The sequence below is a fragment of the Nonomuraea marmarensis genome, assembly GCF_043197025.1.
GTDB classification, from domain to species: Bacteria; Actinomycetota; Actinomycetes; order Streptosporangiales; family Streptosporangiaceae; genus Nonomuraea; species Nonomuraea marmarensis.
In genome coordinates, this window is sequence record NZ_JBICRM010000070.1 from 1 (window position 1) to 16682 (window position 16682).

Below are 16682 nucleotides of genomic sequence, written 5' to 3' on the forward strand. Positions count from 1 at the left end.
TGGGTGCGGCGGCTACACGGCTGCTAACCGGCGTCTTCCCCTCCATATCGGCAGCCTCCGCGGATGAGACCGTCGATTGGCCGGAGGTAACCGCACTGACGCGCTATCGCACATATCGCGCGATACGACGTCTGCTGGAGGAACTTTCGGCGGTATCCGGCCTGGCGCTGCTACTGGATGATGTTCACTGGGGTGACGAGGCCTCGCTGGAACTGCTCGACTACCTTGTTCGCCATCCGCCAGGCGGAAGAGTGTTGATCGCGCTTGCATATCGCCCCCGACAAGTTGATCTGGGCAGGACCGCATTCATCGAGTCCGCGGCCGGTCAGAGCCATGTGATCTTCGTAGATCCGTTCACCCTGACCGAGACGGAGGAGTTCTTGGGCCCGCACGTCAACCGTGCGGACTGTATTGCCCTTTACCAAGAAAGCCGCGGCATCCCTCTTTATCTCGAGGCGCTGGTTCAGGCGCGTGGATCCGGCGGCTTGATCGACGGCGACAAGGACGCCGGGGGGATGGAAGAGCTTCCGATGGCGGTCAGGGCGGCATTGCAGAGCGAGTTTCGTCGTCTCTCACCCGGGGCGTTCCAGGTCGTCCGAGCCGCTGCGGTTGTCGGCGACGAGTTCGACGCCGATATCCTTGCCGTGGCCGCGCAATTGGACCGCGATTCCACCTTGGTGGCGCTCAAAGAGATCGCAGCTTGTGACCTAGTACACGTCACGAGGACCGGGCGCGAATTTCGGTTTAGACATCCTCTCGTCCGCAGCGCGATCTATAGTTTGGCTGGTTCAGGGTGGCGGCTGGCCGCCCATGCCCGGATCGCAGCTCATTTGGCCGATCTCGGTGCCCCAATCACAATAAGGGCACACCATCTCGAACGATCAGCATCTCCTGGCGACACGGCTACCGTCATGACGCTCGTAAAGGCAGCTCGGACGGTCGCTCGGCAGGCACCCGCCGCAGCAGCACAGTGGCTGCACGCAGCGCTGCGATTGATGACGCCCAACCAGGGCAACCGCGATTTGCGGCTGGAACTCTTGTTGGCCCTGGCTCAATTCCAGTGGGCGAGCGGGCGCCTGAAGGAAGGCCGGGAGACCGCCCGCGAACTGCTAGGAATGTTGACGATCAATGACCAGTCGCGGTTTGCGCTCGCGGTGCGTACATCGGCAATGATCGAGCGCCTGCTCGGTCGACCGGAACAGAGCCGAGCTCTGCTCGTGGACGGGCTGCGACAGCTACACGACCATGAGTCGTCGGTGACCGTACCGTTGCGCGTGCGTCTCGCCGCAGACAGCCTGTATCGTGCCGACTTTCGTGCGGCTCAAGCGGCGCTGGACGCACTCCCACAGAACACGGATGGCTGGGAGCCGACCATGCGGTTCGCGGTCGCCGCCATGCGCCCCATGCCTGCGTACGCCGCCGGCCGGATCACTGACACCATCCGCTACATCGACGAGGCCGATCGCCTCTTCACCGCTGTTCCTGAGGACGACCTCGCCGAGTGGGTCGGTTCACTTGCGTGGCTCGGCTGGACGGAAGTGTTCGTGGGCCAATATCACAATGCGGCACGACGATTTGATCGCGCCCTGGCCATAGCACGCCTTTCAGAGCAGAGCTATGTCGTCGCCATGTTGCTATGCGGCAAAGCCCGTGCCTACGGCATGCTCGGCCGACTCTTCGAAGGGCGGATCGTTGCCGAGGAAGCCACGGCCATGGCCAGAGGACTCGGCTCCAGGCAAGTCCTAGCCATCGCCTTGACCCAGCAGTGTCTCATCGCTTCATGGTCAGGTGATGAGGCCCAGGCGCTGCACTGCGGTGAACAGGTGGCACACCTCGCGGGAGACAGTAGCGAATGGTGGGGCGCTTCAGCCTGGTACGCGTGGGCAGTTGCCTTGATCAATGCAAATCAACTGAAACGCGGAGCTTACGCCGTCGATCGAGCCTCCAACCGTGGCAAGAAACCAAAACTCGATCAATCCAGCCTGCTGTCATGTTATGAGCTCATGGCTTGTGCGGAGGCTGAGCGCGGCCGGACAAGTGAAGCATTTCGCTGGGCGACCCACGCCAGCCGGATCTCCCACCCTGTTCTGGAGACAAATTTCGGGTTGGCCAAACTCGCTCGAGCACAAGCGCTCAGGACGATCGCGCCCGTCGCCGCCGCGACACACGCACAGCAGGCAGCCCGGGCATTCTCCGATGTGGGCCAACGAGTCGACTGCGGCCGGGCCCGACTGTTCGCCGCCCGTGCACATGTGGAATCCGGCGAGCGCGTTCTGGCACAAGAACAGCTACGTCACGCAGCGGAGATCTTTGTTTCCTGCGGTGCGCGCGGTCTGCACGCCCGAGCCCTGCACGAACTAGACGAGATCGGTTAGCGGTGAATCCCTTCATGCGGTAACCGGCTTTCTTATCAGCAAATACGTAGCGCAGTCAATTAGGTCGCCCCATCGGATCCTCCTTCGCGACCGGGCCGCCTCCAGATGAATCCCCACGCCGCTGCCCAAACGTATATATTTTGGCGTCGTCTCGCGCTTCGAGGCGACGGTATCCGTCATGGAAACAGAGCGAAGGAGAAGCATGACCATCCGGAGACGCCTGGTAAAGTCCGGCCTTGCCGCCGGGGCCGCAGCAGCCGTGTTGGTGCTCATTACGGCGCCCCAGGCATCCGCGTCCAGTTCGGTCAAAGGGTTCAGTGAGGACCCGACGAGGTTTGGAACTCTGGCGGCCTGCCAGAACACCTTCACGGGTCCGGTGACCACGGACAGCAGCCGCGGAATTGTGGCCAGCATCAACAACGTCACGTTCAACTTCTGCCAAGCCGGCACCAGCGTAACCCCCCACGCTCTGCCGTGGTCTCTCAGCCTCAACGACTCCAGTTACACCATCAAGGGCTTCAGCGTAAACATAGCCACACCCAAAGGACGGTGCCAGTACAGCGGCACAGTGAACGGCTTCATGGAGTTCCCCGGGGTCTATGACCTCCGTGGTCTCCTGACTCGTCAAGGTTCAGGATGTGGCGGGCCGGAACAGCTCAACGTCAGTAATCTCAGCGAAGTGATCGGCACCAACGGCTAGGCATTTGCCACCGCTGGCCCCACCAGTGACGCTGAACGCATGAGCGCATCAGGGCGGATGCCCATGGCATGGCATCCGTCCTCGATGTGCGGGAACGACGGCTGCCTCGGTGCGGTCGAGGCCACCGGCTCGCCGTCACCGAGGTGGCACTGCCGGGAATCGGCCGACTGATTCGAAAGCTGAAGTACGAGGAAGCCGATGATTCGAAGGAAGGCTGAGCCATCGTCCTTCGTTTCGATCTTGCCTCCTGCATGAGGAAGGTGGATTATTTGACGCCCGAGAGGAGAGGCCAATGGAACATGTGCGACTGGGGCAGTCCGGGCTGAAAGTGTCGAGGATCTGCCTTGGCATGATGAGCTACGGAAATCGCAGCCAGCGAGAGTGGCACCTGGACGAAAACGAAGCCGAACCGATCGTGCGCCGTGCCGTCGAGTCTGGCGTGACCTTCTTCGACACTGCGGACATGTATGACCTGGGGGCGAGCGAGGAAGTAACAGGACGCCTAATCTCTCGACTGTTCGCACACCGCGAGGATTACGTGCTCGCGACCAAGGTCTTCTTCCCTATGGGCCCGGGCCCCAATGATGGAGGCCTGTCGCGCAAGCACATCCTTGCCGGCATCGATGCCTCCCTGAGGCGGCTCGGGACCGATTACGTCGATCTCTATCAGATCCACCGATGGGACTACCAGACGCCCGTCGAGGAGACCATGCAGGCTCTCCATGATGTCGTCAGAGCAGGTAAGGCTCGCTACATCGGGGCATCCAGCATGTTCGCTTGGCAGTTCGCGAAGGCTCAGTACCTGGCACCGACCCCCTTCGTGTCGATGCAGAACCACTACAACCTCGTCTACCGGGAAGAAGAGCGAGAGATGATCCCGCTCTGTCTCGACCAGGGCGTTGGAGTGATCCCTTACAGTCCGCTGGCTCGTGGCCTGCTATCTGGATCGCGCCAGCGTGGGGGGCGGCGTATCACCACCCGGTCCGGGAATGACCCACTTGCCGATGAAATGTATAGCGATGACGACTTTGATATCGTCGACGCGGTTCGGGCAATTTCCGATGAGCGTGGGGTTTCACCCGCCCAGGTTGCGCTGGCCTGGCTATTGGGGCGCCCGGGCGTGATCGCACCGGTGGTGGGTGTGACCAAACTCGCCCACCTGGACGACGCAGTCGCTGCTGTGGATCTCACTTTGAGCGAAAAGGAGATCGCGCGCCTTGAGACGCCGTACCGCCCACATCCTATCCTCGGCCACCACTAACAACAGCCTGACCGGCCCGAAGAATCTGCTGTAGAGCACCAGCAGCCAGTCCCCGTCTTGGCCACCGGCGGGGACGCCACACATCGCTGCCGCCCTCCGCCCCCAAAGAGAGCATGTGCCCGCAGATATCAACCGTTCAGCCACTCGGCAGGTCCTCGCCCCCAAGCCCACACGCGTGGCATCGACGACCCTGTTCGCTTCTGCCCTGGGCTTCTTCATCATCACCCTGGACACCACCGTGGTGAACGTCGAGCTCCCGGCGATCGGGTAGCACCTGGGCAGCGCCATCACCGGCTTGCAGTGGGTGGTCGCGGCTACACCCTCGCCTCCGCAGCCCTGCTGCTGTTCGGCAGGCGCCATCACCGACAAGATCGGTGCCTCCCGCTGCTTCGCCATTGGCCTCACCATCTTCACCCTCGCCTCGGCGGCATGCGGCCTGGCTCCCTGGCCTCGGTCCGCCACTCCTTCACCGACGACGTGGCCCGTGCCAATGCGATCGGGATCTGGACAGCCGTAGGCGGCGTGGCCGTTGCTGGCCGGACCGGTCGTCGGCGGCGTACTCACCAGCGCGTTCGGCTGGCCCGCGATCTTCTTCATCAATCTCCCGGTCGACGTGATCGCGCTGGTCACTCTCACCCGCACACCCCGCTCAATTCCCCGGCCCGCTCCGCTCGACCTCACCGGCCAGACAACGGCGATTGCCGGCCTCGCCGCACTGACCTTCGCCGTGATCGAAGCCGGAGCACACGGTTGGACCTCTCCCCGAGTCGCCACAGCTCCGGCCGTGTTCGCCCTTGCCGCTCTCCCGCCTCCCTTTCATCGAGGCACGCATACCAGCCCGATGGTTCCGCTCGGCTTGTTCCGATCCCGGACCGTGTCGGTCACCATCACCACCGGGCTCGTTCTCAACCTGGCCTTCTACGGTCTGGTCTTCGCGCTCAGCCTCTATTTCCAGCAAAACCCGCAGCAACTCCGTGCTCACGGCCGGGCTGATGTTCATTCCCATGACCCGTGCTGATCATCGCCGCCAACCTGCTCGCGGGCAAGCTCACCAGCCGTTACGGCCCGCGACTTCCCATGGCCGCCGGGCAACTCCTCCAGATCATCGGTCTCCTCGCCCTGCTCAGCTCAGCGTAGGTTCGCGCACCTCCATGGTGACGCTGCTGGTCCAGCTGATCCCCATCGGCATCGGCGGAGGCCTGACCGTCCCGCCCTTGACCACCGCCCTCCTCCAGGCCACCGCCGACGCCGCCTCCGGCATCCTCAGCTGCGCCCGCCAGGTCGACGGCGCACTCGGCGTCGCCCTCGTCGCCGACCACAGCACTTTCCTCACCGGCCTGCACGCCAGCGCACTCATAGGCGCCGTCACACTACTGATCACCGCGACCATCCTGCTGCTGCGCGACAACCCCAGCAACGCCCGCACGGCATGGTGAGCTCACTCGACGGCCACCCGTACTCCGAGCGCAATGAGGGTGGCGCCGAGCAACGCATCCTGGATACGTCGGGCACGCCGGGACCGCAGGAGGTGGCGGATCTGATGCACTCCCAGGACGGTCAGGCCCAACCCGGTCAGGCTGAAGGCCACGGCGATAACCGCCAGCCCCAGCGCGACTGGCACGGCAGCGCTCGGCGCGCCCGACGGAAGGAACTGCGGTAGAGCAGCCAGAAAGAACAACGCGGCTTTCGGATTCGTCAGGTTGGTCAATAGCCCTTGCAGAAAAGGCATGCTGGACCTCTTAGAACGGGGCAGTGTCGTCAGAACATTGTTCCCGACACCAATCCGCCAAGCCCTCCATAGTGAGCGAGCACCTAGACCTACCAGTACCATTGCGCCGGCGAACTTAACGAACTCGAATAGAATGGCACTACGCAGCAGTAGTTCTGCCAGGCCCAGCGCGACCAGTGTGGCATGCACGAAAAGTCCTGCTGCGCAGCCGAGCGCGGTCAACATACCTGCTGACCGGGTGGACATAAGAGTGTTGCGGACGACAGCAGCTGTGTCGAGGCCGGGTGTAATCGTGATCATTAGGCACAGTCCGATAAAGGACATCAGGTGAGCGATAGTCATCTATGGATGATGCCATGAGACTGTACGGCGGTGTCTACTCGTCGGTCGCCCGCGTGAACGAGGAGTACCCGCCCGCATACCCCGAGGAGTACCCGCCCGCATACCCCAGAGCGGCGACCTCCTCGACCAACGTCGTGGCCTGCAGATGCGGATCCTGCCGCAGCCGGATCCGGCAGTACTCCTCCACCACCGCTAATGCCTCCCCCGCCGGACGGCGCTTACCCGGCTCACGCTCCCCGTTCAGATAAGCCCGGATCGTCCTGCGGTTACGGCCCAGATGCTGGGCAATCGCCGAAATCGACCAGCCCCTCCTGCGCTTCCACATCTTCCCCCTGTGTGAGCATCTCCTTGTTGAGCTCCCCCGACAGCAACGGATCTTCGACACCCGTAGCGTCGCGGGAGCCCACCAGCGACGGAACGACCGCCACCGGCGAGTTCTCCCAGGTGGGCACTTTCAACGAGCGTCATCAGGGCCTGCCGCCCACGGTTAGACAGAGATCCCGGAGGCAGCCAAGGCCGGTAACCGAATTCTCAAGGAACCTATGGGAGGCAGCATGGCCGACAGGCGAGTGCTCATCACCGGGGGCAGCAAATACTCCGGCTTGCTGGTGCGATACAGGTACCAGGCGGTCTGCAGCGCGGCAACGATGATCGACAGCCCGATCGTGAGCGGCACGAACAAGAAGTAGTAGACGGTCGTGATACCGAACTGCCACCGCGAAAGGTCCAAGACATCCATGGCCGCCAGCGTCGGGTATCGCACGGCGGCGTCGTAGGGTCGAGCGGCCCTGGTATGAGAGGACCTTGGTCCTTCAGATTGCTCAGTCACCTGGCAGACCCGGTGTCTCCGCCATCCGGAAGCGGCAGCGGTGCTGAGCGTGACGCTTGGCGAGTTGGGTGCCTGGAAACCTGCTCAACGATGGCATGTCGGGGAAGACGCCGGGGGGTGGACCAGAGGTCGACATTTTGTACAAAGAGAGAAAGAGTTTCCCTGATCAATGGATTGGCTGGTCACAAGGACTGTGTATGTCTCACCTGGGGCGCGACGCGGCGGCAAGGTAAGGGGAATGGGAAGGTCTGGGATCCAGCCGCTCCCGGTGCAGCAGCGGTCGCCAGAAGGTGGATAACACAGCCCCAGGAAGGCTGGCTTCACCCTATGGGGATGGGTGTTACCCAGTGCTGTCTCGTGGTATCGCATCGGAGGTTGCGGTGAGAATGTTCGCGCGGGTAGCGATCGTGGCAGCAGCTGTCTGCGGAGCGCTATCGAGTGGGATCGGAACGTCGGCCGCCGAGTCACCTCACGAAAGCCCTCGGCTCGCCATGCTGGGCGGAGCCGATCGTGGAACCATGATCGGAGCGCTTCCGGGCGTTTTCTGTGACAACTCTCCAGTCCGCCGCAACACTCTTGCTACCGATAATCCTGCCAAATGCAACAGTGCAACAAATATTGGCAATTCAACCAATAGCGGGAACTACCTCAATAAGGGACCTCTCCTTAACAGTGGAAACTTTTCGAACGTGAACGGCTCCATCGGAAGCAACAACGTAAACAACGGCGCCAATCTCGCGAACGGATCTCAGATCACGTCAGTACGTTAGGCTTCCAAAGCCTATCGCGTTGGTGCCCGTGATTGACTGACGAGCACTGATGGCACACGGAGGAATGGAGTGCGCATGATGGGCGTCGTGACGCGCATGGTCGATCAAGTGGTAGTCGGCGCTTGCCTGCTATCGTCCGTACTCGGGGCGCCATTGTCACATGCAGAGTCAGGCTTTCCGCACGCCTCCGCTTCGCCAGGCTACGGATCTTCTTCGCTCTCCGCCCGCAACCAGTCGCCGACGTGCTGCCTCCGAGGTCGCGGAAACTCCAAAAACAGCGGAAACCATCTAAGTTCGGGAGTTCGCATCAATAGTGGAAACCACTCGAATGTGAACGGCTCCAGAAACAGTAACAACACGGGGAATGGGGGCAACAACGCTAACGGACGCCAACGTGTCATAAAGAAGATCTTCAAGAGCTGACGCGGCGCCTCATACTACCTGGCATGCGACTTGCCTTTTCGGCCTTTTCGCCCCTCCACCGCCTACGTTCAGCCTGGGCCGGGAGGTGATCGAGAAACTCGCGGCGTGACGTTTCGACGAAACGCGCAGCCAACCTCATTTGCCCGTGGCGAGCGTGATGGCGTCTTGAGAACCCCACATCGCCCTCAGCTCACACCTCATCGAAGATCAACCCAACTGTGGGCCTACCGCCAACGCCATGGCCAAGATCTGCTACGCGCGGCGACACGACGTATCCGCCCACTCCGGCGCTGCATCGCCGTTCAGCGACAGGGGCCAAAGCCCTGACTAGGAAATGCGAAAGCCTTCGGTGCCAGGCCGTTGCGGCCTGCCGTTCTGCGCTGCGCTCTGCCGAGAGTGAACATATGAACGTGACAGTGGGTATGGTGGTCGGCTATGACGGCTCCGACCACTCGATGCAGGCTCCGGACTGGGCGATGGACGAGGCCGAGTTCCGGAAGCTCCCCTCACCATCTGCCACGCGTGGCAGTGGCCTTATACCGACGGGGATCCGGCGGCGCGTGACTCTCTGTACCGCGCGGCCGAGCACGTGCTGTGGCACGGTGCTGACTGCGCGCGAGCCAGTTCCTCCGGGCTGAATGTGCGGACCGACCTGTATGAGGGGTCGGCGACCGGGCGACTGGAGGAACTGTCAGCCGACGCTGGACTGCTCGTGGTCGGATCCCACGGACTGAGCGCTATCGCCCAGGCGATAACCGGCTCCGTGGCCACCCATACGGCGGCCCACGCGCGGTGCCCGGTCATTGTCGTCCGCGGTAGGGGTCCGCTGCCACGGAGGCCCCATCCAGGGCCGATCGTGGTGGGCTTGGCGGACGACGATCAGGCCGACGCGATGCTCGGCTTCGGCTGCGCGGAAGCGGCCATGCGCGGGCTGCCGTTGCTCGTCATACACGCCTGGCAACGCCTCCGGCGGCCCGGGGAGGGACGTTCCCGGCACTCGACCCGCTAGCCGTCCAAATGGCGGCCGAGAACTGGTTGGCACAAGTCCTCATACCGTGCAGGGAGAAGCATCAGCAGATCACGATTGCTCACCCGAACTATCTGCGAACCCTGGCAGCATCTGCACCAACGACAGCGCCTCATCTTCTGTCTCCGCTCCGAGCAGGGCCGCCCAGGCGACCGCCCGACGCTGATCCTCCCTGCTGAGTCCTGTTGCAAGACGCCGGTTCCACCGGTCCCAGTACTGCCTGTACCAACACGTCATCCGGTCGCTGGTTGCCGCGGGGCACCGATGTATGGCCCCCGACCTGGTCGGCTTCGGCAAATCCGACATCCGGCGTTTCGCCACGGCTACACGTACCAGAGCCACGTCGACTGACTGCGCGCGACCGTCTTGGACCGACTCGGCTTACGGGACGTGACGATGGTCTGCCACAACTGAGGCGGGCTGCTCGGGCTACGCCTGCTGGCCGAGCACCCCGATCGGTTCCGCCGCGTGGTGGCCGCCAGTACCGGGCCGCACACCGGCGACCAGGGTGACATGGGGCCGTTCTTCACCTGGTGGCTGCAGTTCAGCCAGCGGGCCTAACCGTTGGAGCCGGGGCAGGTCGTCCAGAACGGCACTCTCACCGACCTCGACCCGGCCGCCCGGGCCGCCTACAACGCGCCCTTCCCCGACGAGTCCTCCCTGCTGGGCGTTCATCCCGCCCCACAGTCCGCCACCTACTGCGGCGAACCTGGCATCACCTATATGTCGATCCTCCCGCTACCGCGCCTTGGTCTGGCGGCGGGCCAAGCACAAACGTGTGGATCCTGCAATTCGTCCAGGTCGCCGAGTCAATCCTCCCAGCCCAGACGGCATAAGCCTTCCGCAAGGGCACCGGGCCTCCGTGCGGTCAGGCCTGGAAGAACGGTTCGAGCACCGCGGCGAGGACCTTCGGGTCGGGCACATGCGATTGGCCTGGGATGGTACGACGCTGCGCATTCGGGATGCACGCGGTGACGACGTCGGCCGCCTGAGCGAAGAAATCGGGTCCGAGGCCACCCGTGTCGGAGCCCAGGAGGGCATCGCCGGTAATCACCAGGGCCGGCTGTCTCATCGTGGCGAGCCGAGCCCTGGGCGGCGGACCGTACAGGGCGGCATCGTAAGCCAGCGTGTGCGCGAGCGCCTCCGCGGCCGCCCAGTACGGCGAGTTGCGTCCAGCAGCGATCTCCTCATCGGACGAGCCGACCAGCCGCATGAACAGCTCCACCGCGTCACCGCGACGGCCCTCGGCGAGCACGACCGCCAGTTGCTCAGCGTAGGCTCGGTACCGCTGGGGCGCATCGTCGGCCGTGTCGTACGGCACGTCGTACACCGCGACCTTGCCGATCGTCAGCCCTGCCGCCGCGGCTTCCAACGCGAGCATGCCGCCCGAGGACGCCCCGTACAAGTCCGCCGTCCCCCCGGCCTCCGCGATCAGCGCCTCGATGTCCTCGATCTCCCGCTCCACCGCAAACGGCGGGGTGTCGCCACTGTCGCCCCGGCCCCGCCGCGCATAGTTGTACACCGTGAAATGCGTCGCCAACTCCGGCATCAGCGGCGCATTCTCCGACCCGTCGTCCAGCCCGCCGCCTACCAAAATGACCGCCGGCCCACTCCCCTCCCGGGCATATGCGATCGAAGTGCCATCCCTCGAGACCACACGACCCATAGCCGGTCCCTCCTTTGATGTCTGGATCAAGATTTCGATAAATCACTGATGTCTGATAGGACGTGGAGCCGCAGTATAGGAGAGAGCAGCACCTACACCGCAAGGCCGGGCACCCTGGACGTGGCGCGATGAGCGCCGCGATGTCCGCGAGGACGCCGTGGGCCCGTACAGACGGAATGGGCTCGTTTCAACCTGAAACCGCAGGTCAGGGGTCTGGCCTGATCGTGGTTGGGCGTACTCGGGCTGGTGGTGCCCGGGAATCATGGCGGCTGATCATCCGCCATCAGCGGGTCAGTGTTTCTGGCGGATTCTGCCGCAGCCGGCGACATCCACCCTCTATGATCCGTATCCGTGTGGTTATCTACGGTAATCGCCGGAGGTGAGGCAGGATGTTGTCGCTGCTGGAACGGATCGCCACCCGCCGTGTCGAACTGGCCGACCAGGCACAGCACCTGACCAAGCAACTGACCGACGTCCAACACGAACTCGACCGGGTGAGCGTAGCCGAACAGGTCGTCACCCAGACGCTCGCCGAGCCCGAACCCGCCGGTCAGGACATGCCGGTGCAAGCGCCCAGCACCGCCACCGGCGCATCGGCCCCCTCCGGACTCTCGATCATCCCCTATCGGCACCAGGCCTCCGGTGTGAGCGAGCTCCCCGCCGACTACCAGCTCCTCCTCCAGACCGTGACGGACGCGGGCGGCCCGCTGATCTGCAAACACATCTGCCAAGCGGCCGAGCTGGGCACCGAATCAGGGCAGGTGGAGGGCACCCGAGCCAAACTGAACCGGCTGTCCGAGCGGGGCTGGCTGCGCAAGACCCCAGCCGGGAGCTTCGCCCCGACGTCCTGACCCGCCGGCGCCGATACCCGGTGCCCGGCACGACACTGCATATCGGTGGCCTTCGACCCCTGACCAGGGGCGCCACCGCCAGCACCTCGACGACCGTTGATCACCCGCGCCCCGGAGCGCACAGCCCGTCCCCGACCCTGTGGACACCTGGACAAGCCGCGACCCGCGCGCGGCGGCCCCGCCACGCTCTGAAAACCACCGTTGACCAGCCCATACGGTCCTCGTCGAGGAATTGGACCGATAAACGATCACGAGGAATCAAGCCGTGGATCCAGGCTCAGGGTGGTTGGATTGCCGGATTGTGCGCTGATTCAAGGAAAGGCAGTGCGGCGGCGAGGAAGTCGTCGGGTGCTTCGGCGAACGGCGCGTGGCCGGTCTGGAGGGGGTGCCACGTCGCCCGGGGGATGCACCGGCGGGCCTGTCGGCCGTCGTTGCCGAGGAGCGGGTCGCGGGTGCCCCAGATGAGCAGCACCGGCGCGGTGATCTGGGCCGCCTGGCCGCGCAGGTCGTGTGCGGGGGAGTTGAAGCTGCGCCAGATGGCCGCCTCCAGGGCGATGGCGGCCGGGTCGCCGCGCCGTCGCGTGTCGCGGGCGAGCATCTCCCGCACGACCGGAGTGCGTTCACGGAGGTAGAGCCTGGGCAGGCGGCCGATCAGCGCGCCGGTCACCCTCTCCGTCCCCTTCAACCGGGTGACGGCCCGGGTGACGATGTTCTGCCGGGTGAAGCCGCCGCTGTTGGCCAGGACCAGGGCCGTGACGCTCGCCGGGTGCGTGATGGCCAGCCGGGCGGCGGCGTACCCGCCCACGCTGTTGCCGACGAAGGCGGCGCGGGCCAGGCCGAGGCCGCTCAGGATGTCCGGCAGGATGTCCGCGTACGCCATCGCCGTGACGGCGGCAGGGTCCCGCAGCGCCGGGGAGCGGCCATAACCCGGCCAGTCCACCGCGTAGGTGGTGAAGTGTTCCGCGGCCACCGGGACGATCGCATCGAAGTCGCGGCTGTCTCCGGGATTGGCGTGCAGCAGCACGACCGCGGCACCCGCACCCCGTACGGTCACCGCGACCTGCCCGAGGGCGGTCGTCACGATGGTCTCGGTCATCGGGATCAGTCCACGTAGTCGAGGAGCGCGGCGCGTAGCTCCGGCAGCGCCGCGTCGGCTGCGGACTCCGCGACCGCGACCTCGGCGGCCATCGTCACCAGCAGTCCGGCGGCCGCCTCTGGGTAGCGTCGGTCCATGGCCGCGAAGTCGGGTGCCACGAGGTGGGTGAACTGGTCGTTGCGCCGGGCGACCTCGGCGAGGACGTCTGACTCTGCGCGCGCCTCGACCAGCAATGCGCGTACGGCGCGGTCGGCCCTGCATCCGTCGAGGTAAGCCCGGATGCCCGCGTGCAGTCTCTCCCGTCCCGGGGGAAGCTCGGCGATCGCCTGGTCGATCCGCTCGGCCAGCCGGTCGTGGAAGCGCCGATGCAGCTCCGTCAGGAAGCCGGCGCGGTTGCCGAAATGGTGGAAGAAGCTGCCCTTGGCCACCCCGGCCGCGACCACGATCTTGTCGACGCTCAGCCGGCCGAGCCCGCCCTCCTCGGCGAGCGTCAGCCCGGCGTTGATGAGGGTGGCTCTCTTCGTGTCCGGATCCCTGGTACGCACTCGGCAAGACTACTGTTGACCGACCGGTTGGTCAATAATGGCGTGGCCAGATTGATCGCTTCGACGGTGAAGATGTTTCCCCAGGGGGCACAGGAAACGCTACAGCGGATGTCAGAAATCGGACTCCGGTGTTCCTGGTCAGGTGACTATTCCGCGGCAGACCTGCCAGAGATCCACCCTCGGGGCCTGCGGGCGCTGCCTTGGAGGGAGCGAATGCGAGTCCTTTGTAGAACGCGACGAGCGCCGCTCTGCGCAGCGCCGGGGTGCCTGGCTGGCCAGCTACCCCGTCAGCGGCCAAATGCCTGCTTCCCGACCGGCAGGGGCTGAGCGTCTGGGTGCGTTTCGCGATCGAGCGCCACAAGCACATCCGGCATTCCAACTTCATCGGCAGGCCTTCGGCGAGACTCGCCACCGGGTCAAGGGTTATCGGCCGCTTCACCGGCGAAACGTCCTGCGTATCCCTGCTCTGGACCGTCCTGGACCGCGTCGCCCGCGGCTGGCGCACGGCGTCACCACAGGATTATGCCCGGCGCTCGGGGAATCTGCCTGCGGCCAGTGACCATCCGAAGTCGTCGCCGGACTCACTGTTGCGGGATCCTCCGAGTTGTTCCGGCTGATCCACTGGCCGCCGGACGTGCGGTCGTTGACGCACGGTCGACGGTGCTGGGCATTCACCGCTCGCTGGGCGTCGGCTGCTGGCTTCAGGATGGGGGAGAGCGCATTCACCGAACGCCTCGAACCTGGCGGAGTATGCAGCGATTTATCGAGGCTATCGACCGACTAGTCGGTCAATAGTTAGGCTGTGTGGTGCGCATCGGCAACTGCCGAGATCTCCCAGAAGGAGCTATAGCGACGATGAACTCGTTGGCGACGAGCGGCCACGGCGTCAGCCCGATGAGCATGTAGTGGAGACAGGCGGGATGCGGCGATTTACCGTGGTGAGCGGATCGGCTCACCACGGTAAATCGGTTCCGCGTTTACCGTCAGGCCTCGGGCAGGGCGTCCACGACGACCTGGAAGCGGCGAGGATCGAAGTAGTCGTGATATTCGCTGATCAGGCCACCCTTGAAACGGAAAACGGCGATATTGTCGTTGGTGTATTCCGTTCCTCCGATCAGGGTGGCGACGTTGCGGTATTCGACACAGACGGCATCGGAGTCGAACGCGGCGTAGATGCCGGTGATCTGGGCGTCGAAGGTCTCGAAGTTGGCGAACATGTCGTGGAAGCTGGAGACGATGTCGTTCTTGCCGCGGATGGCCGACGCGAATCCGTCCGGCGGGTAGGGCACCGTGATCACCGCGTCCGAATGCCACAGGGTGCCCCACCCCGTCACGTCCTTGATGGACAGGAGGCGGAAGAACTCCCGGACTGCGGCGATGTGGTCGGCACCCAACTGCTGGGTCGTCTGGCTCATGTAATCGCTCCTCTTTGGTTCATGGATGCGGTAGTGAAAAATCGTGTTCCGAACAAGGATTCCAAGCGTTTGGCATGGCCCGGATCGCCGGGTATGGCTACGGATGGCGCGCCGGATCGTAGGCGAGCCGCAGCGAGGGATGTGCTGATTTTAGCGAGGGCGATGCTTTCGCGGAGATCACCGGGTTACCTCTCCGTCGCCTTCGCTGATCTGGATCAAGGCGACCCGGACCATCGTTGGTCAATAGCATCGAGGCGTTGAGCGCGATGGCGTCCGTGCCCCCAACGTTCCCGACACGCCAAACGCCTCTCTTCTAGGCGGCGCTGCTGCTTCTTTCGCCGCTCGTAGTGACGAAAGGCGCGCAACCGATTTCCGCGGATGGGAAAAGAGCATTCTTGTCCCGCGCGGCGCGAGGAGTCCACGATCTGCACCGCCCGCACGTCCGACGCCGTTTTCACCGCCCGCACGTATGGGACACGATCGACAGCGTAGAGATGCCACCCGTTCAATGCGCACTTTTCGAAGTCAGATCTTGCCAGGCGGCGCCGTCCAGGCGCATATGGTCATCCTGTCCGAGGGATGACCCAGACGTCCATGTCGTGTGCCCGATGCTTGCCTGACAAGTAGGACCGGCCGACTGTCACTCGAGTGAGTTCGCAAGTCGCGCTGCCCATCCGAGTTACAAATGCCGGACGGGCAACACGACTTAGCTCAATCGTTGCCAAATGTCTGGAGGAAGGCGTGCGTGTCGAAATATTCAGTGAACTCAGCGATACGGTCACCGCTCACTTGAATGATAGCAACACCTCGGTTACGATAAGTTCCTCCTGCCACCAAATCGATATCCAAACTCCACGTGGCTATCACACGTCGAGGATCGAGCATTGGCTCTATCTTCCACTCGAACTGCGTGTCGCCGAAGAGTTTAAAGAATTCACCGATTCCTGACACGATAGCGTCCCGCCCGACAAGCTGGCCTGGACTGCCGTCGGCAGTTGCAGGCACCCTATAGACCGCATCCTTGGTCCAGAGGGTCGCGAAGCGGTCAATATCCTTGGCCTCAAGTGCCTCGTAGAAGGCCTGCGCCACGCGAATACTCCGGTTGCGCTGGTTATCAGCAGTAATCTTTCCGCCGGCCATCACCGGCGAATTTGACAGAAGTTCGGATCGGCTGGGCGATACAGCCGATGCCGAGGACGCCGGTGCAGAAAGACTGCATACCAGCACGGTAGCTACAACCGATGCGATAAGAGTTCTAGATGAGAATGCGCACATAATCGGATCCTTTCGAAACGTTCGCGCTTGCATTGACATCTTTGCAGTCACCCGCGGAAGTCGCCTCTTCATTGTTGCCACTATGGTTGTTCAAGACAACCTGGATTTGCTTATTGCACCGTTAAGTACCGCTAATTGATTCATGCGTGGCCTCTTCGGGCAGTCGGACGCACGCTAGGTGCCGTGGTGCAGGTCGGCGGTGCGCGCTGGTGCCCCAATGCCGTTTAGATAATAAATGATCATGGTCTCTGCTGAGCCTGGATCCACGGCTTGAAATCTGATGCGAGTGTCGTGAAATGAAGTGAGGTGCCCCCTGACCTGGGATGATTGGAGTTCTTCACGCTTCAACCAGCCAGTTCAGAAAGGCACCTCGTAAGT

The 16682-nt window shown here is 63.7% G+C and carries 15 protein-coding genes and 3 pseudogenes; 10 read left to right on the top strand and 8 right to left on the bottom strand.

Annotated elements, in window-relative coordinates:
- From ACFLIM_RS48970 to ACFLIM_RS48995, 6 genes are all read left to right on the top strand, one after another.
- On the top strand, positions 1-2375 hold a 2375-nt coding region (locus ACFLIM_RS48970), incomplete at its 5' end, for an ATP-binding protein (RefSeq protein WP_393177579.1).
- A 202-nt stretch (positions 2376-2577) separates the two neighbouring features.
- Complete coding sequence (locus ACFLIM_RS48975) at positions 2578-3075, top strand: hypothetical protein (RefSeq protein ID WP_393177581.1); 498 nt, start codon at positions 2578-2580, stop codon at positions 3073-3075.
- A 292-nt stretch (positions 3076-3367) separates the two neighbouring features.
- The gene (locus ACFLIM_RS48980) at positions 3368-4336 is read left to right on the top strand and encodes an aldo/keto reductase (RefSeq protein WP_393177583.1); all 969 of its coding nucleotides are present in this window, start codon (positions 3368-3370) and stop codon (positions 4334-4336) included.
- Between the two features lie 529 nt (positions 4337-4865).
- Positions 4866-5354: an MFS transporter gene (locus ACFLIM_RS48985; protein ID WP_393177585.1), complete on the top strand. Its 489-nt coding sequence runs from the start codon at positions 4866-4868 to the stop codon at positions 5352-5354.
- On the top strand, positions 5348-5473 hold the full coding sequence (locus tag ACFLIM_RS48990; RefSeq protein ID WP_393177587.1) for a hypothetical protein: 126 nt from the start codon (positions 5348-5350) through the stop codon (positions 5471-5473). The genes ACFLIM_RS48985 and ACFLIM_RS48990 overlap by 7 nt, the downstream gene beginning before the upstream one ends.
- 14 nt (positions 5474-5487) lie before the next feature.
- On the top strand, positions 5488-5772 hold the full coding sequence (locus ACFLIM_RS48995) for a hypothetical protein (protein WP_393177589.1): 285 nt from the start codon (positions 5488-5490) through the stop codon (positions 5770-5772).
- Positions 5773-5774: 2 nt separating this feature from the next.
- Here ACFLIM_RS48995 and ACFLIM_RS49000 read toward each other — a convergent pair whose 3' ends face one another.
- The 3 genes and pseudogenes from ACFLIM_RS49000 to ACFLIM_RS49010 all read right to left on the bottom strand — a co-directional run.
- Positions 5775-6407, bottom strand: a complete 633-nt coding sequence (locus ACFLIM_RS49000; RefSeq protein ID WP_393177591.1) for a LysE family translocator — start codon at positions 6405-6407, stop codon at positions 5775-5777.
- Between the two features lie 34 nt (positions 6408-6441).
- Positions 6442-6732 (bottom strand): helix-turn-helix domain-containing protein, encoded by a 291-nt coding sequence (locus ACFLIM_RS49005; protein WP_393177593.1) that lies wholly within the window; start codon positions 6730-6732, stop codon positions 6442-6444.
- A gap of 264 nt (positions 6733-6996) precedes the next feature.
- A pseudogene (locus tag ACFLIM_RS49010) lies at positions 6997-7146 on the bottom strand (cytochrome ubiquinol oxidase subunit I); the annotation flags it as partial.
- A 1794-nt stretch (positions 7147-8940) separates the two neighbouring features.
- On the opposite strand from ACFLIM_RS49010, the pseudogene ACFLIM_RS49015 reads away from it, so the two are divergent.
- Positions 8941-9183 (top strand): annotated as a pseudogene (locus ACFLIM_RS49015) (universal stress protein); the annotation flags it as partial.
- A 111-nt stretch (positions 9184-9294) separates the two neighbouring features.
- Positions 9295-9438, top strand: coding sequence for a hypothetical protein (locus ACFLIM_RS49020; protein ID WP_393177595.1), 144 nt, complete (start codon positions 9295-9297; stop codon positions 9436-9438).
- 886 nt (positions 9439-10324) lie between these two features.
- On the opposite strand, the gene ACFLIM_RS49025 is transcribed toward ACFLIM_RS49020, so the two are convergent.
- Positions 10325-11122, bottom strand: a complete 798-nt coding sequence (locus ACFLIM_RS49025; protein WP_393177597.1) for an alpha/beta fold hydrolase — start codon at positions 11120-11122, stop codon at positions 10325-10327.
- 389 nt (positions 11123-11511) lie between these two features.
- On the opposite strand from ACFLIM_RS49025, the gene ACFLIM_RS49030 reads away from it, so the two are divergent.
- On the top strand, positions 11512-11973 hold the full coding sequence (locus ACFLIM_RS49030; protein WP_393177599.1) for a hypothetical protein: 462 nt from the start codon (positions 11512-11514) through the stop codon (positions 11971-11973).
- A 277-nt stretch (positions 11974-12250) separates the two neighbouring features.
- Here ACFLIM_RS49030 and ACFLIM_RS49035 read toward each other — a convergent pair whose 3' ends face one another.
- Positions 12251-13069 carry an alpha/beta fold hydrolase gene (locus ACFLIM_RS49035; RefSeq protein WP_393177601.1) on the bottom strand — a complete coding sequence of 273 codons (819 nt, stop codon included), beginning with the start codon at positions 13067-13069 and terminating at the stop codon, positions 12251-12253.
- Between the two features lie 5 nt (positions 13070-13074).
- On the bottom strand, positions 13075-13614 hold the full coding sequence (locus ACFLIM_RS49040; protein WP_393177603.1) for a TetR/AcrR family transcriptional regulator: 540 nt from the start codon (positions 13612-13614) through the stop codon (positions 13075-13077).
- 284 nt (positions 13615-13898) lie between these two features.
- Here ACFLIM_RS49040 and ACFLIM_RS50415 point away from each other — a divergent pair.
- Positions 13899-14117: pseudogene (locus ACFLIM_RS50415) on the top strand (IS256 family transposase); the annotation flags it as partial.
- Positions 14118-14597: 480 nt separating this feature from the next.
- On the opposite strand, the gene ACFLIM_RS49045 reads toward ACFLIM_RS50415, so the two are convergent.
- Entirely contained in the window at positions 14598-15029 is a 432-nt protein-coding gene (locus ACFLIM_RS49045; RefSeq protein ID WP_393177605.1) for a nuclear transport factor 2 family protein, read from the bottom strand.
- 711 nt (positions 15030-15740) lie between these two features.
- Positions 15741-16169 carry a nuclear transport factor 2 family protein gene (locus tag ACFLIM_RS49050; protein WP_393177607.1) on the bottom strand — a complete coding sequence of 143 codons (429 nt, stop codon included), beginning with the start codon at positions 16167-16169 and terminating at the stop codon, positions 15741-15743.
- Positions 16170-16682 lie beyond the last annotated feature (513 nt).

Coding starts and splice junctions, on each gene's coding strand:
- ACFLIM_RS48975 (WP_393177581.1), top strand. CDS start 2,578: ATGACCATCCGGAGACGCCTGGTAAAGTCCGGCCTTGCCGCCGGGGCC.
- ACFLIM_RS48980 (WP_393177583.1), top strand. CDS start 3,368: ATGGAACATGTGCGACTGGGGCAGTCCGGGCTGAAAGTGTCGAGGATC.
- ACFLIM_RS48995 (WP_393177589.1), top strand. CDS start 5,488: ATGGTGACGCTGCTGGTCCAGCTGATCCCCATCGGCATCGGCGGAGGC.
- ACFLIM_RS49000 (WP_393177591.1), bottom strand. CDS start 6,407: ATGACTATCGCTCACCTGATGTCCTTTATCGGACTGTGCCTAATGATC.
- ACFLIM_RS49005 (WP_393177593.1), bottom strand. CDS start 6,732: ATGTGGAAGCGCAGGAGGGGCTGGTCGATTTCGGCGATTGCCCAGCAT.
- ACFLIM_RS49025 (WP_393177597.1), bottom strand. CDS start 11,122: ATGGGTCGTGTGGTCTCGAGGGATGGCACTTCGATCGCATATGCCCGG.
- ACFLIM_RS49030 (WP_393177599.1), top strand. CDS start 11,512: ATGTTGTCGCTGCTGGAACGGATCGCCACCCGCCGTGTCGAACTGGCC.
- ACFLIM_RS49035 (WP_393177601.1), bottom strand. CDS start 13,069: ATGACCGAGACCATCGTGACGACCGCCCTCGGGCAGGTCGCGGTGACC.
- ACFLIM_RS49045 (WP_393177605.1), bottom strand. CDS start 15,029: ATGAGCCAGACGACCCAGCAGTTGGGTGCCGACCACATCGCCGCAGTC.
- ACFLIM_RS49050 (WP_393177607.1), bottom strand. CDS start 16,169: ATGGCCGGCGGAAAGATTACTGCTGATAACCAGCGCAACCGGAGTATT.